Here is a 25,623-nt window from a genome sequence, read left to right on the forward strand (position 1 = left end):
GCGCCTGCAAGGGGCGCTGAACTTCGACTGGGCGGATTGGGCTGTGGTTCACGGCTATCGAATCACCGCGACGGCGGCATGAGCAGCCCGAACAGCGAGCTTGGCCTGTCACCGGTTGGCCAGGTTGGCAAGCGTCCGTTCGACGATCTGGACATACCGCGAGCAGTAGGCGTCGGTGGAGTAGTTCTCGATCGCGTGCTTCCTTGCCTGGGTGCCCATCGTTGGCCAACGAGGCCGGTCGTCGAGAGCCCGGCGAATTCCGCGCGCGAGCGCCTCAACCGAGGCATCAGGGACGTGCCAGCCCGTGACCCCGTCAATCACCGTCTCAGCCGGCCCCCCCAGGGCATGCACGAGGACCGGTTTGCCCATCATCATGGCTTCGACAACCGAGAGGCCAAAGGGTTCTGCTGCAACACAAGCATTGACAGGGAGATCCACCGCTCCATAGTACCGTTCCGGCTCCTGCACTTCACCAGCGAAGTGCAGGATGTGGCTCGCATCGGCAGCAGCGGCCGCCTGTCTGATTGATTGCGCAAAGGGGGCATCGCATGGGCCGCCCAAGAGAAGAAGATGTAGCCCAGGCTCCATCCCCCTTGTCGCAAGCACTGATTGGAACACTCGGTCCTGACCCTTGAAGGGACAAAGACGAGCAAAGATTCCCAGCACTGTCGCGCCCGAGGGAATGCCTAGCTGGCCCCTATGAAGTGCCTTCACATGACCGGGGTCAAATCGGTGGACGTCAACGCCCAGGTGCAGAACGACAGGCTTCACCCATAGGTCGCCCAGCGTGGCCGCTACGGCTCGGCTGTTTGCCAGAGGTAGAATCCCGTAGCGCCGACACTGCCACTGGTAGAACAGAGATACAACTGGGACTCCGAGGAATCTGCCATCCCGGATGACAGTCGGCATGTGCCAAAAGCACGGCGCGCGCAGGCTCTTGGCGACCTGGCCGGCGAGGGTCACCAGGTCGGGCCAGCAGAAGTTAACCCCGTCCGGATTCATCGGCCGCAGCAGTGCTGAGACCGACTTGCTGGCGTTCCGCGTCTCTCTCTGGTGCGCCACGAAGTGTACGGCCTTGCCCAGTGTGCCGCCTTCGGGCCGCGAGGTCAGATCGTGCTCGAGATAGTGCGTCGCACAACCCATGCGCTCGCAGGCGCTCGCCGTGTCACCACGGCGGAGAGCCACCACCAGAGTGCTCCATCCGAGTGCCCTGAGGCCACGCAGCAGCGACAGGGTGCCTTGGCGAACGCCGTAGCTCTCGTCGCCCCGGATGATCCAGGCAATCGTGCGGTGTGGCGGCCTGGATGCTGCGGGTTCACGCAGCGTGGCAGTGTGGGGCATTGTTACGATCTGGCTCATCCCCTCAGGGACTCCTCAGGCGCGCCTGCGCTTACGATCACCACGCGCCCCGGATGCGCCCCCGCCGCAGGGCACGATTGGCAACCAGGAGCACGGGCACGTCGAAGACGAAGGCGCCCAGCGCAAGCGGCAGGCGCGCGATCCTCTTGAGGGGGCTGCTGTACCTGAGCCTCAGGAACCGGCTGAAGAGCAGGTGGGTGCAGATCAGCCACCATCCCCCGCGCCCCGATGCCCGCTTTCTGATGATGTCAAGCGGCCAGTCAGGGTTGGCCGCGTTCTGCTCACGAATCCACTGCCCAAGCCCGCCTGGCTGGCATGCGCGCGGCGCCAACTCGCCGAAGAGCATGGTGTTGAGCGCGGTCCCCATGGCCAGGCGCCGTTCGTGCCGAAAGAACTGGCGCAGGGTGGTGCAGGACTCGAAGACGAGGGAGGACTCCGTGTCGCGGATGATGAGGTTGAGGTTCTCGGGCGTGCGGAACTGGTCGGTCAGAATCATGGCCCGCAGGAAGCCGTCTTCGCCGAGAAGATGCGGAGGGAGCCAGATTCCTCTGAGAGCGCGCGCCCGCGCGCAGTAGAGCCCCCCTGCGAGCCGGCACGGGGCCTCGTCATTCATCCGGCTGATCGCGAGCGAGAGCCGGTCGAACAGCGTTCTCCTGGGCTTGAGGGCGATGTGCTTCACAAACCGAGGAGTGGACACTTGAGCGGCCGGCGAGCGCTCGAGCGCCTGGATCAGGCTCGCGAATGCGGTGGATTCTCGTGGTTGCACGTCGGCATCCATGAGGAACAGGTAGTCGGCCGCCGGGTCCGAGAACTCGTGGACGTAGTGGTTCCAGGCGTTGGCCTTACCTGCTTCGGGGAGTTCGCGGACGGAGCACGTCAGCGGCGGGCCGTTCCGATGCGCGGAATGGCGGGCGAGTGCCTCTCTCGCGATGCTGGCCGTCGCGTCGGTGCAGCCGTTGGGCACGCACACCAGCTCAATCGCCTGCGCTCTGGAGCTGGCCTCGGCAAGGAGCGTCTGGCGAAAGACCGCCTCGATCGTGCCTGCGATGGAGGCCGCTTCATTGAAGGCCAGGATGCCAATGCTCACCCGCATGGGCTCACCCGCCAATGGCGGAATGTGTGCCGGCCAGGAACCCCGCCGCTACGACAGCGGACCCGCCGTTCCCGAGCCTTGACACGCGGCTTGTCGCGCGTCGGGGCAGCCATACGTTCTCTGATAGTAGTCGAGGTACTCGCCTGCTCTGATTCGCGTCCACCAGCCGCGGTTGCTGAGGTACCACTGGATCGTGCGCTGCATGGCGGAGGCGAAACTCTCCCTGGGCGCCCAGCCAAGGCGCTCACGGATCTTGCCGGCTTCGACGGCGTGGCGACGCACGTGCCCGAGCCGATCCGAGACGTGCTGAATGAGATCCTCCGGCTTGCCAAGCAAGCGCAATATGAGGGCGGCGATCTCCAGCACGCTCCGCTCTTCGCCTGCTCCCACATTGAAGACCTCGCCCTCGACTCCCCCCGCGTGCAGCACGAGGTCCAGTGCGCGGCAATGGTCTTCGACGTAGATCCAGTCGCGCGTATTCCGCCCATGCCCATACACGGGGAGCTTCCTGTTCTCCAGAGCGTTGGTGGTGAAGAGCGGGACCAGTTTCTCGGGATGCTGGTATGGGCCGTAGTTGTTGGTGCAGCGCGTGATGACCACGGGCAGCTTGTAGGTGCAGAAATAGGAGAACGCAAGGCGGTCGGCACCCGCCTTGCTCGCGGCGTACGGGCTGCGGGGCATCAGGGGGTCGTCTTCCCGCGAGGGCCGCTCCCCGCAATCGCCATAGACCTCGTCGGTGGAGATATGGACGAAGCGCTGGACGCGGGCTTTGCGCGCGGCTTCCAGCAGAACGAACGTGCCAAAGACATCCGTCTCCACGAAAGCGCCGGCTTCGACGATGGAGCGGTCCACGTGGGTCTCGGCGGCGAAGTGGACGACGGCATCTGCTCCGTGAATCGCCTCTGCGGCCGCGCGCGCGTCGCAGATGTCTCCGCGCACGAATCGGTAGTTTGGCAGCCGCTCCAGATCCGCTAGGTTCTCCAGATTGCCCGCATAGGTGAGCTTGTCAAGCACAACGCATTCGTAGGCGGGGTATTCGCGCAGCAGGTGGTGAACGAAGTTGCTGCCAATGAATCCGGCACCACCAGTGACCAGGACTCTCATTCCCAATCCCCTCTCGCGCCTACTTGTTCTTGAGTGCCCAGTCGTACGGGATGCTGTTCGCGAATGGATCCAGCCGGTACTCATCCGGCTCGGCCGGGCTGTAAGGTTCGGTGGGGCAGTTGATGAGGTAGGCCTGCTCGGTGCCGATGCCCTTCATGCCGTGGTAGACTCCCGGCGGAATGGCAACGAGAAGAGGATTATCCTCTCCGAGGAAGAACTCATTGGCCTCTCCCCGCGTGGGAGAGCCCTCGCGGTCGTCGTAGAGAACGACCTTCATCATGCCTTTGACAACACAGAAGTGGTCAGTCTGCTTCTTGTGGTAGTGCCAGGCCTTGACGACGCCTGGGTAGGCGGTGGTGAGGTACACCTGGCCGAACTTCTGGAAGAAGGGGTCGTCGCAGCGCAGGATTTCCATGAGCTTCCCGCGCTCATCGGCGATCGGCCTGAGTTTCTTGACCTGGACACCATCGATCATGTCAGTGGACCTCCCCAGTGACCGCGGCGACACGAGACGGAATCTCCCGGGGGGCGCATCGGCTGCGGGCCAGGCACTCCGCAAGAGCCGCCTGCCACGAGCGCATCCAGTGACCTACGCGGCGCGCGAGGCGCTCGGTCGAGAGGGCCGAGTACGCTGGGCGGCGGGCAGGGCGCCCGAACAGGTCCGAGGTGGTCGGCAGCAGCGCCGCTTGGGTGCCCGTCTGGCGCAGAATCTCGGCAGCGAACTGGAACCACGAGCATGTCCCATCGTTGGCCACATGGTAGACCCCCGGGACGCCTGCTGCCAGGATCGCGTTGATGGCGTGGGCAAGGTCGAGCGTGTACGTGGGAGTTCCAATCTGGTCCGTGACCACCTCCAGGCGCCCTCGCTCTTGAGCCAGCCGAAGGATCGTGTTGACGAAGTTCTTTCCGTGGGGAGCGAACAGCCACGATGTGCGGATGATGTAGGCCCCCCTGAGGAGGGAGGTCGTTGCGTGTTCGCCGCCCAGCTTGGTCTCACCATAGACATTGATGGGATTGGGCCTGTCGTCCTCTGTGTAGGCAATGGCCTTGGTCCCGTCGAAGACGTAGTCGGTGCTGATGTACACGAAGCCCGCACTGACGTCCCTGGCGGCCATCGCCATGTGCCAGGTCCCAGTGGCGTTGACGCGCCGAGCCTCGTCGGGGCGACTCTCGGCTCCATCAACGTCTGTGAACGCGGCCGCGTGCAGCACCAGGTCGGGTCGGGCGTCGCCGACCAGGGCGCGCACGGCGCCAAGCTCGGTGATATCCGCCTCCTCTCGATCGACGCCGGTGACACAATGGCTGGTGCTCAGCACGGAGCACAGGTCCCGCCCCAGCATCCCTCTGGCGCCGGTGACTAGGATTCGCATGGCCGGCCTCGTTTCAGCGGATTTCGACTCGGCTGTGGTCGCCGACCATGACTCGGTAGGCGCTGGGCCGCCCATTGCTCTTGACAATGCACGCGTTTCTCCCTATCAGGCTGTCCTCGATCCGGCTCCCCACGTGCAGGATGGAACTGTCCGAGAGCACGATGCTATGCTCGATCTCACTTCCGTCCACACGGCACCCTGAGCCGATGGCCGTGAACGGTCCGATGAAGGAGTCGAGGACCTCGGTGTTCTCGCCGATGATCAGCGGCCCTCGAAGCGTGCTGCGGACGATCCGAGCCCCCTTCTCGATGATCACCTTGCCATGGATATCGGACAGTTCATCAACGTGGCCGAGCGTGGCGGGTTCCAGACTGTCCAGGATCATTCGGTTCGCCTCGAGCATGTCTTCGAGTCTGCCCGTGTCCTTCCACCAGCCCTCGACAATGTGTGCATCCACGCGAAGGCCGTGCTCAATCAGGTGTTGGATAGCGTCGGTGATCTCCAGCTCATTCCTGCTGGAAGGCCGGATTGCCTTGCAGGCTTCGAAGATATGGTGGTCGAAGAGGTACACACCAACCAGAGCGAGGTCGCTCTTGGGCTGTCGCGGCTTCTCAACCAGGTGAGCGACCCGCCCGGAGGCGTCAAGCTCTGCGACGCCGAACTGCTGCGGGTTTCTCACATGGGCGAGCAGAATGAGAGAGTTGGGCCGTTGGGTGAGGAAGTGGTTAACGAAGTTGGTGATGCCGCCGAGGATCAGATTGTCGCCGAGGTACATGACGAACGGCTCCTCCCCCAGGTACTCTTCGGCGCACAGCACGGCGTGTGCGAGGCCAAGGGGAGCCTCTTGGTGGATGTATTCCACCTGGAGGCCCCACGGCGAGCCATTCCCGACGGCGGTCCTGATCTCGGCATGTGTATCCCCGACGATGATGCCGACCTCGGTGATCCCGGCGCGGTGCATCGCTTCGAGCCCGAAGAACAGTACTGGACGGTTCGCGACAGGAATGAGTTGCTTGGCGCTGGTGTGGGTAAGTGGGCGGAGGCGCGTGCCGCGCCCGCCGCTGAGGATGAGCCCCTTCATGGATGGAAATCCTTTGCCCAATCGCTCTCTTTGCTGCATTCCGGGGATTTCACGGCACGTTCCACCTGCGTGCGCCCCCCTTCTCCGAGGAGGCACCGAAGGATTCCAGGGCATTCGTGCGAGGCGGCGCGTGCGGGGCCTCAGTGCCCTGCGGTCTGGGCGAGCCTGGCCAGGGTCCGTTGCGCCTCTTCCCGCTGGTCCTCGGTCAGACGCGAGTCGGGACCCGCCACCTGAAGAGCCCGGGTGAGCGTGACCTTGGCCGGTTCTGCTTTGCCCATCTTGGCCAGAATCAACCCAAGCCGGCAGAGGGTCGGGGCATGGTCCGGCCGGAGCTCGGCGCATCGGCCAAACGCGCGCTCCGCCTGTGCCAGGTCTCCCCTCCGAAAGCAGACCTCGCCCAGGGTGTCGAGCAGCCCGGGGTTGTTCGCCTCGAGGGCGACTGCACGGCGGGCAAGCGGGTGCGCCTCCTCGAGCCTCCCCGCCTGGCACAGGAGCCGCGCCAGGTTGTTGGCCGCCAGCGAGTTGCGCCCGTTGAGCGACAGGGCCTTCCTGTATAGAGCTTCCGCGCCGGAGATGTCCCTGCGCGCCACGGCGACGTCGGCCAGCAGGCGGATGGCATGGCTCGACTCGGGCTGGGCGGCAAGGTCCTGGCGCACGCAACGTTCCGCCTCGTCGAGATCTTCGGGGCCCCGATTGCGCGCGAGAAGCATCTCGGCGCGAAGTAGCGCCATTGCAGGAGTCTTCCCGGGGGCGGCATCCCGCATGGCCTGCTCGAGAAGCTCGTCCGTCTCGCGATAGCGCTTCTGCTCCTCGAGGAAGCGGGCGAGGGATTCGACGGCCTCGCGACTGTTCCCGCTGAGTTTACAGGCTTCACGGAGACGGACCTCCGCCTCGGCAACTCGGTTGGCCTTGTGGAGGTACCAGGCCAGGTTGACGCAGAGGGTGGCCCTCGGCTGAGAGCCGCCCGACTCCGAGGCGACGAGCGCCTTTTCCAGGAACTCAACGGAGGCCGCCGCGCCGGTCTCGGCGCGGGCAAGCTCGGCGAGGGCCAGCGTGCACCGGAGGTCGTTGGGATCCAACCGTGAGGCACGTTCGAGGATCGCCCGGGCCTCGGCGAACTGCCTGTTGAGCCTCAGGAGCCGCGCGTGCTGAAGGAGGACGGAGACCGAGTTCGGCTCATAGGAGGCTGCACGGCTGGCTGCATCAGACGCGCGACGCAGGTCGCCCTCCGACTCGTAGATCGTGCTGAGCAGGGAATGCGGCTGGGCCATCCTGGGCGAGAGCGAGATCGCCTTGTTGCAGAGTTCCTTGGCCAGATCGCGAGTGTCGGGGTCGAGTTCCGCGACGCGGGCCCGCAGGAGACAAGCATGCGGGTCATCGGGCGCCTCGTCGAGGAGGGCGCTGGCCAGCGTGGCGGCCTCCTGGATGTGCGCCGCGGTGGCGGAACGGAGGAGCCTCTCGACCAGGAGTTTGCGTGCATCCGAGCCCGGCGGCTCCAGGGCTGCCGCGCGGCGGTGCCAGTCGAGCGCAGCGTCGGAGTCCCCTTGCTCGGCGCACACGGCCCCGAGGTGGGTCAGCAGGAACTTGCGCGGCGCCGATGCCTCGAGAGGCGTCAGATCCAGCGCTCGCTTCAGGTCGGCTATGGCACTGGCCGGGTTGCCGCAGAGGCGGTAGTGTCGCGAGCGGGACACGTATCCCAACGGCTTCTCCGGGTCAGCGGCGATGAGTTCATCACACAGCTTCAATGCCTCGTCGGCCCTCTTGGTTCGGTTCAGAAGGCCCACCAATCTGTCCAGCGCTCCCGCATCCCTGGGGTTGGCGGCGAGAGCCGTCCTGAGCAGTTTCTCTGCCCGGTCGTGCTCCCGCCTGGCACCGTACAAGTCGGCCAGCGTCACCAGGACCGCGGTGTTCTGCGGTTGCCGCGCGAGCCTGTCCTCCAGGAGGCCCACGGCACCCTCCAGGTCGTTCCTCCGCCGGAACTGGTCGAGCCGGAGTTCCAGCAGGGTGGGCGAGGGACTGTCCAGCCTGGCCAAGCGGTCGAGGATGACGGCCGCCTCCTCGTGGCGTTCGATCTCGTTCAGCGAACGGACGAGGGGCAGTCCCGCCCGAAGCGCGCTCGGGTTCGCCCTGAAGGCGGCTTGGTAGCAGTTCACGGCTTCAGCCACCTTCCCTTGAAGCTTGCGGATATCGCCCAGGATCGCCCAAGCCCGCCATGTCGGACTCCGCTTGAGCAGCGCCTCGAGCTCTTCGGCGATCTCGGTGGGCTTTCGATGAGTTGTGTGGGGCTTCGCGGTCGTCAGTTCGTATTCCGCCCGGAAGCACACGACGTCGGGGGCATCCTGGCCCTCCAGACCCGACAGTTCGTCAAGGAGCTTGGGGATCTGGTCGGGCATTCCTGCCTCGAGTGCAAGGTCCAACGCCGCCTTGCGCGCGGCGATGCTCTTCGGGTCGCTCTCGGCGATTGCTCGTAGGTGCGCCATGGCCATGGCTGGCTTGACGTAGCCGATGCAGAGCGTGGCCAGTGCCTCTCGGATGCGCAGCGCATCCGCCCGTGACGCATCAGCCAGCATTTCGGCGAGGCACTTCTCCCGGGCCTCGAAGCCGGCCTCAGGGCCGAGCAGAAGCGGCTTGAGCAGGCGCAACTCGACCATCTCGCCATGCCGCTTCACGGCGGCGGCGTACTCTTGTTTCGCCTTCGCAAGGTCGGGCGGCTTGACGGAGGCGAAGAGAATGATCCGAGCGATCTGGAGTTCCAGGGCCTCCTTGGGGTCACTCACGTCGCGGCTCAGGACACGCTCGGCAAGCGGACGTTCTCCCGCGTCGAGATGGAGTTGGGCAAGCAAGAGGATGGAATCGCTCGTTGGACGAACTGCAACAGCCGCTGCGGCCGCCTCGATGGCCCTCCGGAGGATCGCCTGCCGGTCTTTGGCGATGTGCGCGGATGCCCTCAGCACACGTGCCAGCGTCAGCCAGGGGGCCGGATCATCGAGCTTCTGCTCCTTGGCCAGCTTCACGGCTGCTTCAGCTTGCGTGCGCGCGGCATCGGGTTCGTTCGCCGCCAGGAGCGCCCTGGCGAAGGCTGCCCTGACCCCTGCCGACTCAGGCCAGATTCCCGACGCGGCGGCGAACGCCTCACGCGCGGCTCCCGCCTCTCCGAGCCGGTCGTAGCAGGCGCCGAGAGCAAGATAGCATCTCCCGAGGAGCGACCATGTGTGGACGAGGGCGGCATACCTTCGTCCCACCACGAGATGAGCCTGCGCAAGCGGTGGGAAGGCGCGGATGCTCACCTCGAGGCCCCGGGCCGCCCGTTCGAGCTGGCCGCGGGCCGTGGAGTCGTCGTGTGCGTTCAGGGCGCGTTGGCCGTCCAGGAGAGCCATCAACGGGCTGGCAGGGGCGACCGCGCGCAATTGGTCCAGGGCGTGGTCGGCCTCCTCTGAGCTGCCCTGTTCAAGAAGGGTGTCGGCAATCCAGAAGAGCAGTTCGGTCTTCCTGTCCCCCGCGGGGAGAAGGCCATGGCGGAGGATGCGCAGGGCCTCCTCCCTGTCGCCACCCCGCCGGGCAAGGCGCGCGAGGGCCACGTACGAGGCGGGATCGGAGGGGGCGGCTCGCTGAAGCCTCTCGTAGCACTCACGGGCAAGGGCGATCTTATCCTCGCGCTCGCAGGCGATCGCCGTCGCGGCAAGAACCTCAGGCTCATTGGGGCCGACTTCCAAGGCCCGAGCAAGCTGCTTCCTGGCGGCCTCGGAGTCGCCCTGCCCCGCGTAGAAACCATAGGCCTTCAGATGGACCGACGGCGATGCTCCATTGTTCGAGATCGCGAGGTCCACGTACTTACGCCATTCCTGGGAGGCCCCACCCTTGCGGGCAAGGGCATCGGCGAGGATGAAGTAGACCTCCTCTTCGGCGGGGTGCCTGGAAAGGAGTTTCTCCAGGACAGCCTTCCCCTCATCGATCTGGCCGAGACCGAGGAGGGCCATTCCGAGATACCGATGTCCCTCGACCCTATCAGGGGCAACCTCGATCATCTGCCTGGAGAGCCTGGCAGCTTCCGCCCATTCATTGGGCGCATCCGGGGAGAACCGAATGCGCAGGCGCGCCGCGGCCAGCGAGAGTTCCGCTGCACGCTGGAGGGCTTCATAGTTCCTCGGGTTCAGCTCGATGACCCTCCGGTAGGTTTCCGCGAGCAGGGTGGCGCTGCTGGAGTCTCGGCTCCTCTCGAGTGCGCGCGCGTATCCCAGGAGAGCCGCCTCATCGTCGGGGTGGGTCCCGAGATAGGTGCGGAGGAGGGGGACAGCCTCGTCGCACTTCTCCTGAGCGATGAGTTCGCTGGCCTTCGCCAGGATACGGGAACTGGAACCCCGCGAGACGACCCTGCCGACACCCAGGGCTGCCAGGCCGATGGCCAGGAGGATCGCCATGGTCTTCAGCACGAGCCGCGCATTGAGCTGTCGGGCCATCGCGGAGAACTCCGCCTACTCCGCCGTCTTGTCGAACTCGACGGTCGTGGTTTCGCCGGCGATCTGGGCGACTTGGGTGGCCCGCCCCGCCCTGGCATAGCTGTGCAGGGCGGCGGCGGTAGCCGCGTATCCGTTGTGCTCCGGCCGGACGCCTACAAGGACCATGCCCAGCACCCTCGCCCCAAGACGCCGGAGCGTCGCAAGACACTCGGTCGCCATCGCGCGTCGGCTATTCGGCGCCCGGAGGGCACACACGACCGCGTCCACCATGGGTGCAAGGATACGAGCGTCCGCCAGCATCAGTGGCGGGCCATCTACGATCACGTAGTCGAACTGCCCGCCCAAGGCGTCCAGGAGACTCTGCATCGTTTCGGAGCCCAGGGCGCCCACCGTATCCACAGGCTGGGAGCCTGCCGGCAGTATGCTCAGGCCCGGGATGGACGTGTTCCGTATCACGTCGGAGACCTGCGCGCGTCTCGCAAGCACATCGCCGAGGCCAGGGGTGACTGGCGCTCCGAAGAGAGGCGCGACATCGGGCTTTCGGAAGCTGGCATCCACCAGAATCACCCTCTTGCCCACGCTCGTGACACAGGCCGCGACGTTGACCGCAAGGGTCGTTCGGCCGTCCCCTGGCGCGGCCCCGGTCACGAGCACTGTCCGCACGGCGTGCCCTGCGGATGGAGAGAGGAGATGGACTACCAGGTTGCGCACCTCCTCTGCGACCAGCCGCGGCGCCGCCACCCCAGGCCCACATAGCAGCGCCGGGCTTCCCGCCGTCCGAATCGCCTCGCCCCAGTGCGGGACGCAGCCCAGAAGATCCACGCCTGCGACCCCTTTGAGATCCTCGGGGCAGCGGATTCTGTCGTCCTGTCGATCCAGCAGGAGCATCGCCAACAGCGCGAGGCCGGCTGCGCCAAGAACGCCCGCGACGCCGTACTTGATCCGCTTGGGCATGTACGGCTCAGGAAACTTGGGGTCCGTGGCCATGGAGGCGATGCTGATGTACCCTGGAGCGCCCGCCTCCACCTCCAGCTCGTGCAGCCGCTGCTCGACGCCCAGGAGCGACTGGCGGGTCCGTGCGAGGTCATCCTCCAGGGTCTTCAGTTCGGCGGCCTTTCGTTCGGCCACGACGCGCTGCTCGGCCTGCTTGGCGATCATGTTGCGCAGCGCCGTCTCGCTCGTCGCATTCGCGGCGAGATCGGCCTCCAGTTCCTTGAGGCGGCGGGCCATCTGAGTTCGTGCTTCCTCCCTGAGTCGCGCGATCACGGCCACGCGGGCCCGCTCGCGGCGTTCGCGCAGTTGGCCTTCGATTGATGCCAGTTGCTGGCGCAGTTCCTGGGCACGCCGGCCGGCGTCGGCCTTGACTTCCGCGATGATTCGGTTCTTGACCTCCGGCTCCAGGACGGCCAGGCGCTCCCTTGCCGCAGAGAGCAGCGTCCTGGCTCTCGGGAGCGCGCGCTCGCAGAAGGGCCTGAGCTGCTCCTCGACCATCCGAAGCTGGTCGCGCACCTCCCGTTGCCGTTGCTGCGTCTCTTGCTTGAGTTCCTGAACCACCTCGTCTCTCAATTCCGCCTCGGTCTTGGCCAGGCGGGTCCGAAGGCCCTCGAGTGCGGCCGAGGCGCTCATGAGGCCGGGGTGCGTGTCTCGCAGCGTCTCGGCCTTCGTGGCCAGGTCAACCTCCTTGCGCATGAGTTCACTCTTCAGCGCCAGTATCTGGGGCCGCCTGTCGAGGCGTTCGCGGATCATGGCGGCCGAAGGCTCGTCGCCAGTCGCCCGCAGCAGGAGGCTCTCGCGCTGCAACTGGATGGCGAGTTCGGCGAGCTTCTTCCCCTCGGGATCGTCCGCGAGCAACTCCGCGAGGATCGCGGGGGTGCTCTCCTGGTCGCCGCCGTCAGGCGCCGCAGGCGCCGCCTTCGGCCCCCCGGCGAGCTGCACCACGTGGAGTTCCCTGCGCGCGATCTCCTGCTTGAGTGCCGTGAGTTGCAGTTCCGCGTTCATGCGCGCTTGCACGGTGGACACCAGCGGGCTGCCCGCCTCGGAATCCGCCAGGGCGATCTCGCGGCGCAATTGGCCCGCCAGCGCCATCAGCGGCTCGACCTCTGGTTCCCGGTCCACGGCGGCATCCAGCACGGCGGCCGGAATCTCCACGTCGGCGGCGGACAGGCCGGCGCGCAGCGACTCGGCTTTCGCCTGCAACGATGCCTGCTCCTTGCGCAGACTCACCAGGGCTTCGTGCGTCACACTCATCGGGTCTCGGATGAGGGCTCCCGAGCTCGCATCGGGATTGCCCGCGACGGCGGCTCGCGACTGTGCGAGGGCCGCCATCTTCGTTTCGGCATCGAGAGCCAGCTTCTTCTTCTCCGCCTCGAGAAGCTGGATCTTCCTGTTCTGCGAAGAGCTATCTGCCTCTTCGATGAACGCCATGTACGTTCGGACGATTGTGTTGGCCACCGCCGCCAACCCCTGAGGCTTGTCGCCCCGCACCTTCACGGAGAGGTACTGCGTGTTCGCGATCTTGGTGACCTCGAGCGCGTCCCGGAGCGCTTGGGTGAGGTCCTCGGCGCCGGCCAGGATATGGGAGCCGCTCACGGCAGGGTCCTTGAGGCACCGGTTCAGCAGGTCGGTGCTCGTCAGGGTGACCACCTGGGTGTTGAAGAATGTCGTGAACGTCGCCCCGGTCGTGCTGTCATCTGTGCGGTAAAGGACCTTCGGCCGCACGGCGTTCACCTGCACGATCGCTTCGGCCACGTACCGCGGCTGGAAATGGAACCACGCCCATGCCACGAAGGCCGGCGCGAGAAGCGCGAAAACAAGGAGGCCGACCGCCCCACGCTGGCGCAGGACACGTCGGAGATCCAGCCCATGGGCCGCCGGAGCATCGTGGAACGTCGCGGCCGGGTCGTGCGGGACGATGGGGTACTGCTGAGTTTCCATCGGAGTACTACTCCTGGCGGTGGCCGGGGCCATCGCTTAAGGGGTCGGGCAGATGCGCGTCCAGAGCCGGAGACAGGTCGCTGAGGAACCGGCCAGCGGTCTTCGCAACTCGGTCAGCCGGCGGGGCGCCCGGGAACGAGAGCATCACTCGGAGGAAGTACTGTCGCCTCGCATCCTCGATGGACCCGTGCGCCAGGGAGTCCACCTCATCGCGGTCGGGGGTCCACTGCCCCCCGGCGATGTAGCAGCTCACCACGGTGACGCGGTCCGGCCCCTTGCGGAAACGGTAGATGCTCACGGGCCACTTCCTGCCGTTGGCGACGCCTGAGTCCCCCACCATCTCCACGCCCTGGGTTTCCTTCTGCCAGCCGAACGCGGGGTAGCAGACCTCGGGGTGGTGCCCCACCCGCGGGCGTGGCGTGCCGTAGTAGGCGAGGTAGGCCGCTACCAGTTCCCCTGTGGGGATGTGGCGGTACTGCCGGTTCAGGTAGTCGTCCGCCGCTGCCACTCTGGCTACTTCGGCCTCCATCGGGATATCCTTCCCGGTCCAGCCGCGCAGCACCAGCGGGAACTCGGCAAGCGGCCGCCGAAGCGGCGTGCTCGTGGCCAGAAGGCCGCTGACCCTCAGGGCGTCCCGCCGGTAGACGAGGTATGGCACGATCAGCAGGCCGATGCACACGCCTCCTGCTCCGGCCTTGCTCAGGCGCAGCGCGCAATGCATTCCTGGCCTCCCGAACCTAGGAGCCTGTCCAAGCATCCGCGTGGGACTGCGACGCCCGCGATTCTGGCCGCAGGCTAGGAGCACGGAGGAGGCGATGCAACGGAGAGCATCGCTGACGACGTGCGACAACGCCTGCGGCCAGAAGTCGCGGCGTCCCTTCGGGTTGCGGCGGCAGCGGGGCGTCTGCCGCGTTGCGTCTCCTCAGCGATGCGCTCCGTAGCATCGCCTGCGGAGCCGCGCCTTGCGTCCGCCCCGCTGCCGCCGGCAACGCAGCCCACGGGGATTCTTGGACAGGCTCCTAGGAGACGGCGTCGGGGTCCACGAACAGCGACCTCAGGAACCGTTGCTCGAGCCACAGCAAGGTCAGTGCCACTGGCATCATCAGCCATCCTGCGACATCATGGATGCGCGCAGGGGAGAACGCGGTCGGCCAGGTATCCGACAGGATCGCCGTGGCAATCACCCGTACCACGTTGATCGCGATGGCGAGCGGCACGGTGGAGGCGACCAGCACCATCCGCTCCCATCGCGGTCTGTTCATGAGACAGACCATCGCTCCGCCCAGGGTCACGATGGCGAAGATCATCCGCAGGCCGCTGCATGCCGCCGCCACCTCGAGGCTCTGGAGAGGCAGCCGGAGCACATTCCCCTCCCGAATCACGTCCCACCCCATGGCGCTGAGCACCGAGGCGGCCGAGCGCGCCGCCATGCGTTGCAGCGGCAGGGTGATGGCCTCGGCGGCCCGGCTCGGGGGCGGGACCATCAGGAGGAGGAGTATCAGCGGACCGCGCAGGTTCCTGAACACCTCGCGTCCGGCCAGCAGGAGCACGGCTCCCCACACCGCGACGACGAGCGACAGCCGCTCCAGGCTTCCGTAGTAGTAGCGCAGTCCAGCCAGCCGCATGGCGAAGGCGGCCACGAGAAGCACCGCACCCGCCCACGAGGGCGACAGCTCCGTGCGCGCCAGCACCTTGCGCCGGTTCCAACCCAGGTACAACACAAACGGCGCCACGAGAATGCCGTGCGAGAAGTCCTGGTTCGTCATCCAGACCGTCCACAGATCGGCCACTACAGCGTGGTAGACGAGCAGGAGCACGAGACCGCAGGCCAGCCATTCCCCCACCAGCCATGGCCCCACGCCGGCCCTCTCCGCGCCGAGGCCACGTGCGGGGCGCGCCTCGCCGGCGTCACGCCGCCCCTTCAGAGATACGACACCCGCCTGGCCAGCCATCTCTTGTCCCGCCGAGTACGGGAGCGGGGATGAGTGCGAAAAGCGAGAAGGGGGGCAGGCTGAGCCCGTGGCGCCGCACGGCTAGCCCACCCCCCTTCTACGCGGGGCGACCAGTGCAGGGGCCTTTGCGAGCGGCGCTTCGCCCGGGCCCCCACAATGACCAGTCTGCCAGTTCACCGAAAGCCGAAGCAGCAGGGCAATCGCTGCCTGAGCACTCAGATGCGTCGGAGCATCCGAACAGCCGTCTCCCAGATGATCCCGAGGTCCGTCAGGAGCGACGCCTCTCGCACGTACTGCGTGTCGTACTGGATCCATTGGTGGAAATCGCCTCCAGCACGATTCGTCCGCCTCAACTGCCACATTCCCGTGAGCCCCGGCCGCACGCTCAGCCGGGCCTCGCGCCAGGCGGGGCAGAACTGGTTCTCGTCGTCGGGCGATGGCCTCGGCCCCACGAGGCTCATGTGGCCCAATAACACGTTCCAGAACTGCGGCACCTCGTCGAGGTTTGTGCGCCTGAGGAACTTCCCCACCCGCGTCAACCGCCTGTCGTTCTCGATGAAGAATTGCGGCCCGTCCACCTCGTTCTTCAACTGAGCGCGCATCGCCAGAGCGTTGGCCACCATCGAGCGGAACTTGAGGCACCCGAACTCTCTGCCGCCCAAGGTCTGGCGGCGGTGCGTGAAGAACACAGGCCCTCGTGTCTCGAGCTTGATCGCCAGTGCGATGAACGGGTAGAGGGGCAATGTGAGCGCCAGGCCCACGAGCGCCCCGGCAATGTCTATCGCCCGCTTCGCGGCATCATACAAACACACGTGACATTGCCGGAGCGCACGGCGCGATGGCAACACGACGGAGGAGAACCAGACCTTCGACTCCGTGGCCCGGTACCGCCGGCAGCCGCCCCCGTCGGCCCAACTCAGCGACACCGCCTGCCTGGGGGCCAGCTCCGCGCCTTCCTCAATCACCGACCGCCACAACTGCGCTCCGCGCGGCACGCGGACCCCACTCGCCACCACGCTGCCGCCCACGAACGCATCCTCGCCGACCATCGCCTCGTCTCCGATCACGGCCGGCCCGGCGATGTTGGCCCCTCTCGCCACGTAGCTGTTCGCGCCCAGCAGGACCGGCCCGCGGAGGCGGCACCCGCGCTCGACCACCGCGCCCTCCTTCGCCCACACGCCCTCCGCAGGCTGCCGAAGGCCCGCGACGAAGGTCTCCGCGTGGGCCAGCATCCTCGCCGTCAGCGCAAGGAAATCGTCCGCCGTCTCCACCAGGATGGGATGGCCCTGAGCCTGAAGCGGCACCTGGCGCGCGAGGGCCTCCAGACGCTGCGTGTCGCGAGTTGCGAGGGCATCCACCACCTCCGACCACACTTGAGGGACACGTGACGGCATCACGAACATGGCCACGCATCGCCCGCCCGCGCCCGTCCCCGCCTTCGCACCATAGCGGCGAACGACAGAGCAGCCGGCCTCGGTCTGCGGCGGCTCGATGACCTCAGCATACCTTTTCGGCTTCCCAACCTTCACGAAAGCGCTCAGCCACGCCCCGGAACGCTTCTGCTTGTGCACCGCGGCGCGCAGGCTCCGCTCGGGCCAGAGGCGGAAGTCAGCAACCACCGCCATTTCGCGCCGGCCAAAGGCCCTCTGCCCCAGTGCATCCGGCCTGAGAGGGCTCCACTCGGAGGACAGCTTCGAGACAAGCGCGCTATCGCCCGGCTGCGGGGCGCCGCACCACAGGACGGCCTTCGCGCCCAATTGCCTGTACTGCGCCGCGACACGGTCGAGATACGGCCTGCCGAGAAGCTCCGTCCGAGGCGAGACCCCGGGCGCCGCGCCAAGGCTGGCGGCCTGACCAATGCACAGGTCATGAAGAACAACGATCATTTTGCGGAGAGTTCCTCGCCGGCCGATGTCTCGGCGGGGGCCTGGTCGCGCCCCCCTTGGCCGCCACCGCGAAGCCCTCGCCACAGGCCTGAGAGCGCCCCTCGCAGCCCACGCGGCTTCTCCGCCACAGCGGCCGGCGTGCCCTGCGCCCGCACCAAGTAGCCCCGCTGATCGAACCCGCGCGCCTCGCCCACACGCAGGCTCGTATCCACTGCCACGCTGTGTGATAGCCTGGCCATCTCTGCGACACGGAAATGATCGGTCACGATACTCCTCTCAACGCTGGCCCCCGCGCCGATCCGGCAGCCCGGCCACAGGATGCTGCCGCTGACGAAGGCCCCTGTCCCGATTCCCACCTGCTCGCCCACCAGTGAGGGCCCCGCCACAACGGCCTCGGCCTCGATGACTGCCCCCGCCCCCACCACCACTGGCCCCACCAGCACGGCCGACGAAGCGACTTGCGCGGAATCGGTCACCCAGACCTGCCTCTCGACCTCCCGGAGACCCGCGAAGTCCTCGAGCCCCAGTTCCCCGTCAAGCAGCTCCTGCACCAGCGATGCATAGGAACTCGCGTGGGCAACCACTCTGTATCGGCCTCGGTACTGGGAGACCAACACGTCTGCGCCCGCGGCGCGCAGCTTCGGGACCAATTGCTCCTTGAGATCGAAGTATCCGTGACTCGGGATCCGGTCCAGTACCTCAGGCTCGGCGACGTACACGCCCAGGGGCGCGAGGGGTACGCCGCAACCTCCGAGCTCGGCATCCCTCCTTCCCTCCCACGCAGGCACCGCCGCGATCGTCATCGCCGCCCCCGCCGCCCTGTGCCTCTCGACCAGTTCCCTGATCCCGCCATCCAGAAAGAGGGATGACTCCACAACCAGGAAACTCCCGCCCCCAATGAAGCCCTCCGCATCCTTGAGGCACCCCGCCGCGCCTCGCGGCAGCTCATCGTCACTGAAAGCCAGCGACAGCAGGTCTGGGGCTGTCCTCAGGAAGTGCTCCTTGAGGACGCGGGTCTTGCCGTTCGCGCAGATGATCGCCTCATCCACATCTGTGTTGTGGAGGGCGCGCAGCAGTCTCCCCACGATCACATCCTGGATCAGTGGGAACAGCGCCTTAGGTCTCACGACCGAGAGCGGGCACTTCGGGACCTCTGGCCCGCCCGCCAGGATCACAGCCTTCATCGTCCCCCGCCCTCTCGCAACGCTCGCGCAACCGGTGTCGCCGAGCGCACAGAACACCGCCCAAACTGGCCTTCCGTACAAAGCGCTGCCCTGTCGGTTACATGCCATGAGCCGATGTAACCTACAGGTCGCACTACACTTACGGCCTCAGCGCCCATCGGGCAGCCTGCGCCGACTCAGGCACCTTCCACATCGGCCGCGCTAATCTCCGCGGCGATGGACTGACTCAGCAGATCCACGTTCACGACCAGCCGCAGCCCGGAACGTTTCTTCACCAGAACCCCCTCAAGGCCCATCAACGGGCCGGTCTTCACCCTCACACGCGACCCGACCTTCAAATAGGGGAATGGGTCCACCCTGAGGCGACTCTCGACCATCTTCCTGACGGCCTCGACCTGGCAGTCAGGAACGATGCTGTATTCTGTGGGGGTGGGACCAAGGACCTGCACGACACCCCGAACAGTCTTCACGACGTAGGCGTCCGACACTGGAATGCGGGCAAAGAGGTACCCGGGAAACGCCGGGATGTCCACGGTCGCCTTGCGATCCCTGCGACGGCTGTCGAGGTGGAGCAGCGGGAGGAAGGTCTCTACGCTCAAGGCGTCGAGATGGTCGCGCACTGTCTTCTCGTGGTGCGCGCGCGTCCACACGGCCAACCAGCTTGGCTGCAACCCAATCCCTCCTCGTTCGGACCCATCGCGGGGGTGCCCGCCCCGCGTCGCTGCCACTGGACCTGGCGGGTCCGTTGGGCGCACAGTATATGCCTGGTCAGTTGGCTTGTCAAGACTTTTTTCGGAGATTTTTTCGCCTCTTCAGGGTTTGGGGGGGGTGGGTCGAGTGGTCTGATGCAGGGCGCCGGCATGCCTGCTCCTGGCGGGCCTGGGGGTTCCTCGTGAGGGCTGTGCCGAGTGGCTGGCGGGCGTCGCCTGTCCATGCTGTATCAACCCTGTGAGGAGGGAAGTGATACAGCATGGATAGATGGCCGAGAATGGGCGATTCTCGCGGCTCCGGCCATACTCGCTCATCTGCGCGATGAGCAAGTATGTGAGCGGGAATGGCCGGAGGGTGTAAGGCGTTTGGGCATAGGGGGTTATGTGGTGGGCCTCGCCGGCGCCTCAGCACCGGCCCCACGCCCCCCGATGCCTGCAACGTCAGGATCGCCAGACCCTGATGAGGCGGTAAAAAAAAAACCTCAAAAATCGCTTGACTCCTCATTCGCCACACAGTAGACTATAGTGCACTCACCGGGCCGGACAGGTCCGGCAGGTGTGGAGGGGTCCGAAATGCGGTACAGGCTGACAACACTGGTCGCCGCCGCCATCGTGAGCGTTTGTGCGATGGTATCGGCGGCGCCTGCCGATGCCGACGCCCATGGCCCCATCGTTCCTGTAGCCTTGCCGGTGGGTCTCTCCCCCCTCGACCTGCCTGGCCAGCTGCTCTGTCCAGAGGCTCCCCTCAACTCCACGGACACTGACATCGCTTCGGGAGAGACGGCCGGCGCTGCTGCGATGCCGCAGCCCGGGACAACCCGCCTCGGCGGCCCGCCCGCCGGCTTATTCCTCATGTTACAGGGAGCGTTGTGCATCGGCTTCTTCCGCGGCCGGCGGAGACTTGCTGCCCTCCTCCTCGCCGCTCTGGCCGCAGGGCGGACCGGTATCGTCTCCCTGCCCAGAGCGCTCTGCGGGCCGAGGCACGCCAAGGCTGTGCCATGCGAGCGGGACGCCGCCGAGAGTTGCAGCGCCCTCGCGCCCGCGGCCGACTATGCCTCTCTGCTCAAGCGCCTCGACGACCGGAGCGGGTGGGGCGTGCGTGCTGCCAACGCGCAGATGGTCGCGGCGGCGCACTCGGCCCCCCAGGCGGCAACGGTTCCGGTCGCTCCTTCGCACGCTCTCGCGGCCGCCTTGCCTCTCGACTCGTCCGCGGGTCTGATATGCCGCTTCGCCTTCGGCATCGCGCCTCCCGATCGGGTCTCCCTCCCTGTTTTATTCCAGTCTCCGCTCTTCGCCCGGCCCCCGCCTTCTGTCGCATGAAGCCTGTTGTGCACGCACTGGATTCAGGACCGACAGGAAGCGAGGACCACAATGAAGCGTAAGATTCTGCTGGCAATCTGTCTCGTCGCAGCGGGCGCGATGTGTGCAATCGCTGGGACGACGACGAACGCTTGGTACTCTGCGGAGCCGCCCGGAGCTTTCAGCGACGACTACTACGACGGGTCGCCTGATATCACAAAGCACCCGTGCGAGATCTTCGACATGCGGCTGATCCAGCTCACCGACGCGCAGGGGTTGCCGACCGCCGCCTTCAAGTTCGACATCATCACGAACTTCGGCGATCAAGCACATCGAGCCACCTACGACACCAACAACTACACCGACACAATCGGTGGCTCCATCACGATGGGCCAGGTGCCAGCTGGCGAGCTTTACATCAATGTCAAGAACAAGGTCGTGGGCACCGAGGCCGAGATTCGGTACGCTTTCGCCCTGGAGAGCCGGACCTACGGCACGGATGGCTGGTCCAAGGCATGGGCTGACCGAGTAACCACCGCCCTGGGCATCACCCCTGCCAACGTCGTCGCTGGGACGCTCTACGGCGGAGTGAAGTTCGCCACGGGAACCTGGGAAGACTACGCCAACAACTTCAATGAGTTGCCCGAGATGTCGCTCGCCAGGGCGCTCGACGACCTCCAGCTCTCCAAGAAGGCCGGGTATCCGACAACCCGCGACGACGATAACTCGTATCCGACGACCATCGTCAGTCAGACCACCTCGTACACGGGTGGCTCGGCGCAGTGGGTTCAGGTCGGCGCCAACAGCTGGACCCAAGCCTTCAAGGACGCTTGGGGTGGCGATGGCTGGAACACCAAGTACAATGCCGCGCAGGGCTACTGGACGGGCACGTTCACCCTGCCTGGGTTCGACCCGACGACCCAGTACATTGACGTCTGGTGGGCGATGGGCTGCGGGAACGATGGCGTATTGGTTGCGCCAAACCCCAGCAGCTTCACCACCCCGATCCCGCTCCCTGGATCGTTGGCGCTCTGTGCCATCGGCCTCGGCTTCGTGGGGGTCGTGAGGAGGCTGCGCCGGAGGGCCTAGCTGACGCCCAGACGTTTCCCATGTGCTGCTACCCCGGCCCCGAGCTAACCCTCGGGGCCGGTCTGTTTGGCGCTGCTGGCAAGGCCATATGATCAGGGCCAGCCTCCATGGGACAGGGGGAGGCCATCCGATCGCGCGAGCCAGCGCTCAAGGAACCCAGGGACACCATGTTGAGCAAGAAGAGTGTGGAACCGGCGGCGCGCGGGCGTCTCGTTTCGCTCGGGCGCAGATTTTCCGGAGAAAACGCTTGACTTTCTATCCCCGCTGGATACATTAAGTCCATTACATAGTGTGCGCCTTTCCCGGCTAGTCGCCATGCGTGGCGGGAGGGCCGAACACCTGAGTGGGTCGGTGCCGATCGGTCGTCTGATGGCAGGCAGGAGCGTACCGATGCGATTGAGTCTCGGCTCCCTCGTTGCTGTGACAGCTCTGCTCGCGCAGTCGGCAGCCGCGCTTCCTGTCACGCTATCCCTGGAGCCGGCGGGCACGGCCGGTGTGCAGGCCGGGAACATTGTGTCGCTCAATCTGTATGCCCGAAGCATCCCCCCCGGCCAGGGGGTCCTGGCCATTCAGACCTTCATCACGTTCGACCCCACGCTCCTGAGCATCGTGGATGGACTGGGCAATCCCGTCTCCGCGATCACACCCGGGCCGGGTTGGGACTTCGTGTTCGCGAACGACGTGGGGCCTGTTCCCGCGAAGAACCTGCTGCCGGGCGAGTTGTTTTTTTCTGCGGGGAGCTTCGCGGGCCTGGCCACCGATCTGCTTGTGGCTTCCTTCTCCGTGAAGGCGCTGGACGACTTTGCGGTCACCTCGCTGACGCTCCCGGGTCACATGATAGACAGGCCGCCGTTTCTCTACCAGAACAGGGTCAGTGACTTGCAGAATCTCGACATAACGGGCGGTCTCGACGGGGCGTCCCTCTACGGCACTCAGGTGGTAGCGATCCCCGAGCCGCTGGGCGTATCGGTTCTGGGGCTGGGTCTGGGAATGCTCATTCGGCGGCGCAGACCAAGGCGCTGAGTGGGCGGGACAGCGGTCGGCAGGCGGGGCGGCGGTCGGCCAGACTCTGGGGGCCATGCAGGTCGGCTTGCCTGGGTTTGAACTCCCGTGAACTGGCTCGACTGAAATCGCGCGAGGAGTTGTGGTTTCTCGCATCTCTTACGAGGGAGCTCCCATGGCGACAAGGCGCGTGCGCGGGGGTGCACGGGGGGGGATGACGTCGGGGGTAGCGCTGGCGCTTGTGATGCTGTCCGCCGCCTGCGCGGGAGGCACGCGCAGCATCTTCGTGACCCAGGACTTCGCTTCCCCCGAGATCACGCAGGCGGGCGACTACTGCCGTGTTGCGGTGGCCGGCTGCACGCTCATTGGCGACGCCGGCGGGCCCGTGTTGCCGGCTCGCACCGTATTTGTCCTGATCCCGCCGGGGTATTCGGTATCCGGCGTCAGTTGCAAGGCACTCGAACCCGAACGTTCCGTGACAGTGACCTTGCCAGTAGATTTCGCGCGGAGCCCCGTGCCCTTCGAGCAGGGGCGAGCGGCGGCGTTGGCAAGAGCGGCAGGCGAGCGGCCCGACACGAAGGTCTACGGCTCCGCAAAGGCATGTCCCGCTGAGCGCGCACGGCTGGTGGCCGTGCAGCGGATGCGCGGCCACGATATCGCCATCCTCAGCGTCTCGCCGGTCCAATACGTGCCCGCCAAGAAGAGGCTCACGGCAGCATCTCGACTCCAGGTGCAGCTCGACCTGACACCGCAGGCGGGGAAGCAGAGGGGCAAGGGGCTGGGGGTGCGTCCTCTTCTCGCGGCGCCGGCGCTTGGGGGCGCCGTCAGCAACCCCGAAGTCCTGGGGGAGTACGAACAAGCCGGCTCGGCGCAGGGAGCGGCTCCTTCCCCGCTCGGCGGGACATACGACTACCTGCTCATCACTAGCAACGACTTGCTCTCTTCATTCGCTCCCCTTGTGACGCACAAGGAGGCCAGGGGCGTCAGAGTCAAGACCGAAACGGTCGAGTACATCTACGCCCACTACTCAGGACGAGACAACCCTGAGAAGATAAGGGAGTACATCAAGTCGGCCTACGCAAACTGGGGCGTTGATTACGTGCTTCTCGGAGGGGACAGTTCCGTGGTTCCCCATCGAGGAGCCTATGCGTATGTTTCCACCGCGGGCGCGCTCACCAATATGCCCACCGACCTCTACTATGCCTGCCTGGACGGAACATGGAATGGCGATGGGGACAGCTTGTGGGGCGAGCCATTCGATGGCGAGGGGGGCACGGCAGTGGACCTCATGGCGGAGGTCTACGTCGGGCGTGCTCCCGTAGACACGGCGAGCGAGGTGAGCACGTTTATCAACAAGGTGATCACCTATGAGCAGAGCGGCACCCCGAACTGGTCGCGCGCCCTTCTTCTCGGGGAGTATCTCGGCGATTCGAGCTACGTGGGGACCCGGAACCAGGGGGGAATGGCGCTGGAGTACATGGTTCTGCCGCACCTGGGCGCCTACGCGGTGACTTTCCTGGATGATCGCCCAGAGCACTACTCGGTGTGGACCAAGGCGCAGTGCATCGCCCAACTGAATGCCTCGCCGCACCTCGTGGCCCATGTGGGCCACGGGAATAGGACCGTGCTGCTTCGGTCGGACCGCACCATCGGCACCTCCGACGTGGCCGCCTTGACGAATGAGCACCCGTTTCTCCTCAACAGCGTGGCCTGCCTGTCGGGGAGCTTCGACTACGAGGACTGCCTGGCGGAGCATTTCGTCAAGCAGAGTAGCCGTGGGGCTTTCGCCACGGTGATGAACACGCGGGATGGGTGGTACGACGTCAATTTCCCCTGGCTCTACAGCGGCGAGTTCCAGGGCAAGTTCTTCAACCGGCTCCTCACGCAGGGCTTCCGCAACATCGGCGCAGCCGCCCAGTTGTCCAAGGAGGACATGCTCGGCAAAGTGGAGATGGGGGGCAGCATGCCCTATCGCTGGTGCTACTACACGATTGCTCTCCTCGGCGACCCAGAGACTGCGCTGAAGGAGGCCACCACCACTCGGACCCTGACTGTCAAGTCATTCGATTCGACGCCGGCGACCGCTTCGTACTTTGGGGGAGTGACCATCGGGGTCAGCCCGGGCACCCCTGGAATCACCGAGTTCAGCCGCGAATGCGCGGATGGAGCCACCGTGACGCTCACGGCGCCGCAAACGCACGGGAGCCTTCTCTTCCAGCGCTGGCGGCTGGATGGCGTGGACCAAGCGATTGGACAAAGCTCGCTGGCTGTGACCATGGCCGTCGACCACAGCGCGGTCGCAGTCTACACCGACCCGCCCCTCCTCTCTCTCGTCGAGACCGCCGCGTCCCAGTGGGTGAGGCCCGGCGAAACGGTGACGGTGAAGCTGAACGTCTCAAAGCTCGCCACGCGCACCATCAACACCATCCAGGCTCTGATGTCGTTCGATAACGCTCTGCTGACCAATGCGGCCATCACCAAGACTGGCGTCGCACCCTGGAGCAGTGGGTTCGAGCCCCTCAAGGTCATTGGCGCAGGTGTCATAGACTACTCCATCGGCATCTTCGGCAGCACAGCGGCCGATGCCGAGGTCGCTATCCTCACGTTCACGGCCGGCCTCACTGAAGGGCAGGCCTATGTCCGCTTCCGGGCCGACGAACCGCCGAAATTCACCAAACTCGTCGAAACCCCCGTCATCAATGATCTGCTCCCTGAGAAGCAAGATGCCGGGATGATCACCATAGACGGCACGCCGCCGGAGATCTACCCCCAGGAGGACATCGTCACAGAACAGACGAGTCGCGATGGCACGCCAGTTACCCTCGTGGAGCCGGATTATTGGGACACATGGGATTCGCAGCCGACGCTGACAAGCGACGCCCCGGCCCTCTTCCCCCTGGGCACGACAACCGTTACCTGGACATGCACAGATGCGGCTGGCAACACGGCCACGGCGACACAGAGGGTCACCGTGCGCGACACCACGCCGCCCGTCCTGACGCTGCCCGGGACCCTGACGCGCGAGCAGGCCAGCGCGGCCGGGACGGCGGTGACCTTCGCCTGCACGGCGGCCGACCTGTGCGACGCGGCCCCCGCCGTCGTT

Annotated in this window: 16 protein-coding genes; 3 read left to right on the forward strand and 13 right to left on the reverse strand. The window is 66.0% G+C overall.

Features of this window, described 5'->3' with window-relative positions; all coding sequences use genetic code 11:
- Positions 1 to 108: 108 nt before the first annotated feature.
- From PLE19_20160 to PLE19_20220, 13 genes are all read right to left on the reverse strand, one after another.
- Positions 109 to 1,359 (reverse strand): glycosyltransferase family 4 protein, encoded by a 1,251-nt coding sequence (locus PLE19_20160; GenBank protein ID HPD17257.1) that lies wholly within the window; start codon positions 1,357 to 1,359, stop codon positions 109 to 111.
- Positions 1,360 to 1,396: 37 nt separating this feature from the next.
- A complete protein-coding gene (locus tag PLE19_20165; GenBank protein ID HPD17258.1) occupies positions 1,397 to 2,452 on the reverse strand; it encodes a glycosyltransferase in 1,056 nt (351 codons plus the stop codon).
- A gap of 48 nt (positions 2,453 to 2,500) precedes the next feature.
- The gene (rfbB, locus tag PLE19_20170; protein HPD17259.1) at positions 2,501 to 3,556 is read right to left on the reverse strand and encodes a dTDP-glucose 4,6-dehydratase; all 1,056 of its coding nucleotides are present in this window, start codon (positions 3,554 to 3,556) and stop codon (positions 2,501 to 2,503) included.
- A gap of 19 nt (positions 3,557 to 3,575) precedes the next feature.
- Positions 3,576 to 4,031, reverse strand: a complete 456-nt coding sequence (locus PLE19_20175) for a dTDP-4-dehydrorhamnose 3,5-epimerase family protein (protein HPD17260.1) — start codon at positions 4,029 to 4,031, stop codon at positions 3,576 to 3,578.
- Position 4,032: 1 nt separating this feature from the next.
- The gene (rfbD, locus tag PLE19_20180; protein ID HPD17261.1) at positions 4,033 to 4,926 is read right to left on the reverse strand and encodes a dTDP-4-dehydrorhamnose reductase; all 894 of its coding nucleotides are present in this window, start codon (positions 4,924 to 4,926) and stop codon (positions 4,033 to 4,035) included.
- A 13-nt stretch (positions 4,927 to 4,939) separates the two neighbouring features.
- Positions 4,940 to 6,007, reverse strand: a complete 1,068-nt coding sequence (locus tag PLE19_20185) for a glucose-1-phosphate thymidylyltransferase (GenBank protein ID HPD17262.1) — start codon at positions 6,005 to 6,007, stop codon at positions 4,940 to 4,942.
- Positions 6,008 to 6,147: 140 nt separating this feature from the next.
- Positions 6,148 to 10,464: a tetratricopeptide repeat protein gene (locus PLE19_20190; protein HPD17263.1), complete on the reverse strand. Its 4,317-nt coding sequence runs from the start codon at positions 10,462 to 10,464 to the stop codon at positions 6,148 to 6,150.
- Positions 10,465 to 10,479: 15 nt separating this feature from the next.
- The gene (locus PLE19_20195; GenBank protein ID HPD17264.1) at positions 10,480 to 13,398 is read right to left on the reverse strand and encodes a polysaccharide biosynthesis tyrosine autokinase; all 2,919 of its coding nucleotides are present in this window, start codon (positions 13,396 to 13,398) and stop codon (positions 10,480 to 10,482) included.
- A gap of 7 nt (positions 13,399 to 13,405) precedes the next feature.
- Complete coding sequence (locus tag PLE19_20200) at positions 13,406 to 14,119, reverse strand: EpsI family protein (GenBank protein ID HPD17265.1); 714 nt, start codon at positions 14,117 to 14,119, stop codon at positions 13,406 to 13,408.
- Positions 14,120 to 14,417: 298 nt separating this feature from the next.
- A complete protein-coding gene (locus PLE19_20205; GenBank protein ID HPD17266.1) occupies positions 14,418 to 15,257 on the reverse strand; it encodes an exosortase/archaeosortase family protein in 840 nt (279 codons plus the stop codon).
- Between the two features lie 308 nt (positions 15,258 to 15,565).
- Positions 15,566 to 16,975, reverse strand: a complete 1,410-nt coding sequence (locus tag PLE19_20210; GenBank protein HPD17267.1) for a sugar transferase — start codon at positions 16,973 to 16,975, stop codon at positions 15,566 to 15,568.
- Between the two features lie 257 nt (positions 16,976 to 17,232).
- A complete protein-coding gene (locus tag PLE19_20215) occupies positions 17,233 to 18,420 on the reverse strand; it encodes a sugar phosphate nucleotidyltransferase (protein ID HPD17268.1) in 1,188 nt (395 codons plus the stop codon).
- 176 nt (positions 18,421 to 18,596) lie between these two features.
- Entirely contained in the window at positions 18,597 to 19,070 is a 474-nt protein-coding gene (locus tag PLE19_20220) for a transcription termination/antitermination NusG family protein (GenBank protein ID HPD17269.1), read from the reverse strand.
- A gap of 1,431 nt (positions 19,071 to 20,501) precedes the next feature.
- On the opposite strand from PLE19_20220, the gene PLE19_20225 reads away from it, so the two are divergent.
- The 3 genes from PLE19_20225 to PLE19_20235 form a co-directional block, all read left to right on the forward strand.
- On the forward strand, positions 20,502 to 21,518 hold the full coding sequence (locus PLE19_20225) for a hypothetical protein (protein HPD17270.1): 1,017 nt from the start codon (positions 20,502 to 20,504) through the stop codon (positions 21,516 to 21,518).
- A gap of 390 nt (positions 21,519 to 21,908) precedes the next feature.
- Positions 21,909 to 22,541 carry a hypothetical protein gene (locus PLE19_20230; GenBank protein HPD17271.1) on the forward strand — a complete coding sequence of 211 codons (633 nt, stop codon included), beginning with the start codon at positions 21,909 to 21,911 and terminating at the stop codon, positions 22,539 to 22,541.
- A 223-nt stretch (positions 22,542 to 22,764) separates the two neighbouring features.
- Positions 22,765 to 25,623, forward strand: a 2,859-nt coding sequence (locus PLE19_20235; GenBank protein ID HPD17272.1) for a C25 family cysteine peptidase, incomplete at its 3' end; no start/stop codon positions are given.

It is taken from the genome of Planctomycetota bacterium (genome assembly GCA_035384565.1).
Classification (GTDB): Bacteria; Planctomycetota; PUPC01; order DSUN01; family DSUN01; genus DAOOIT01.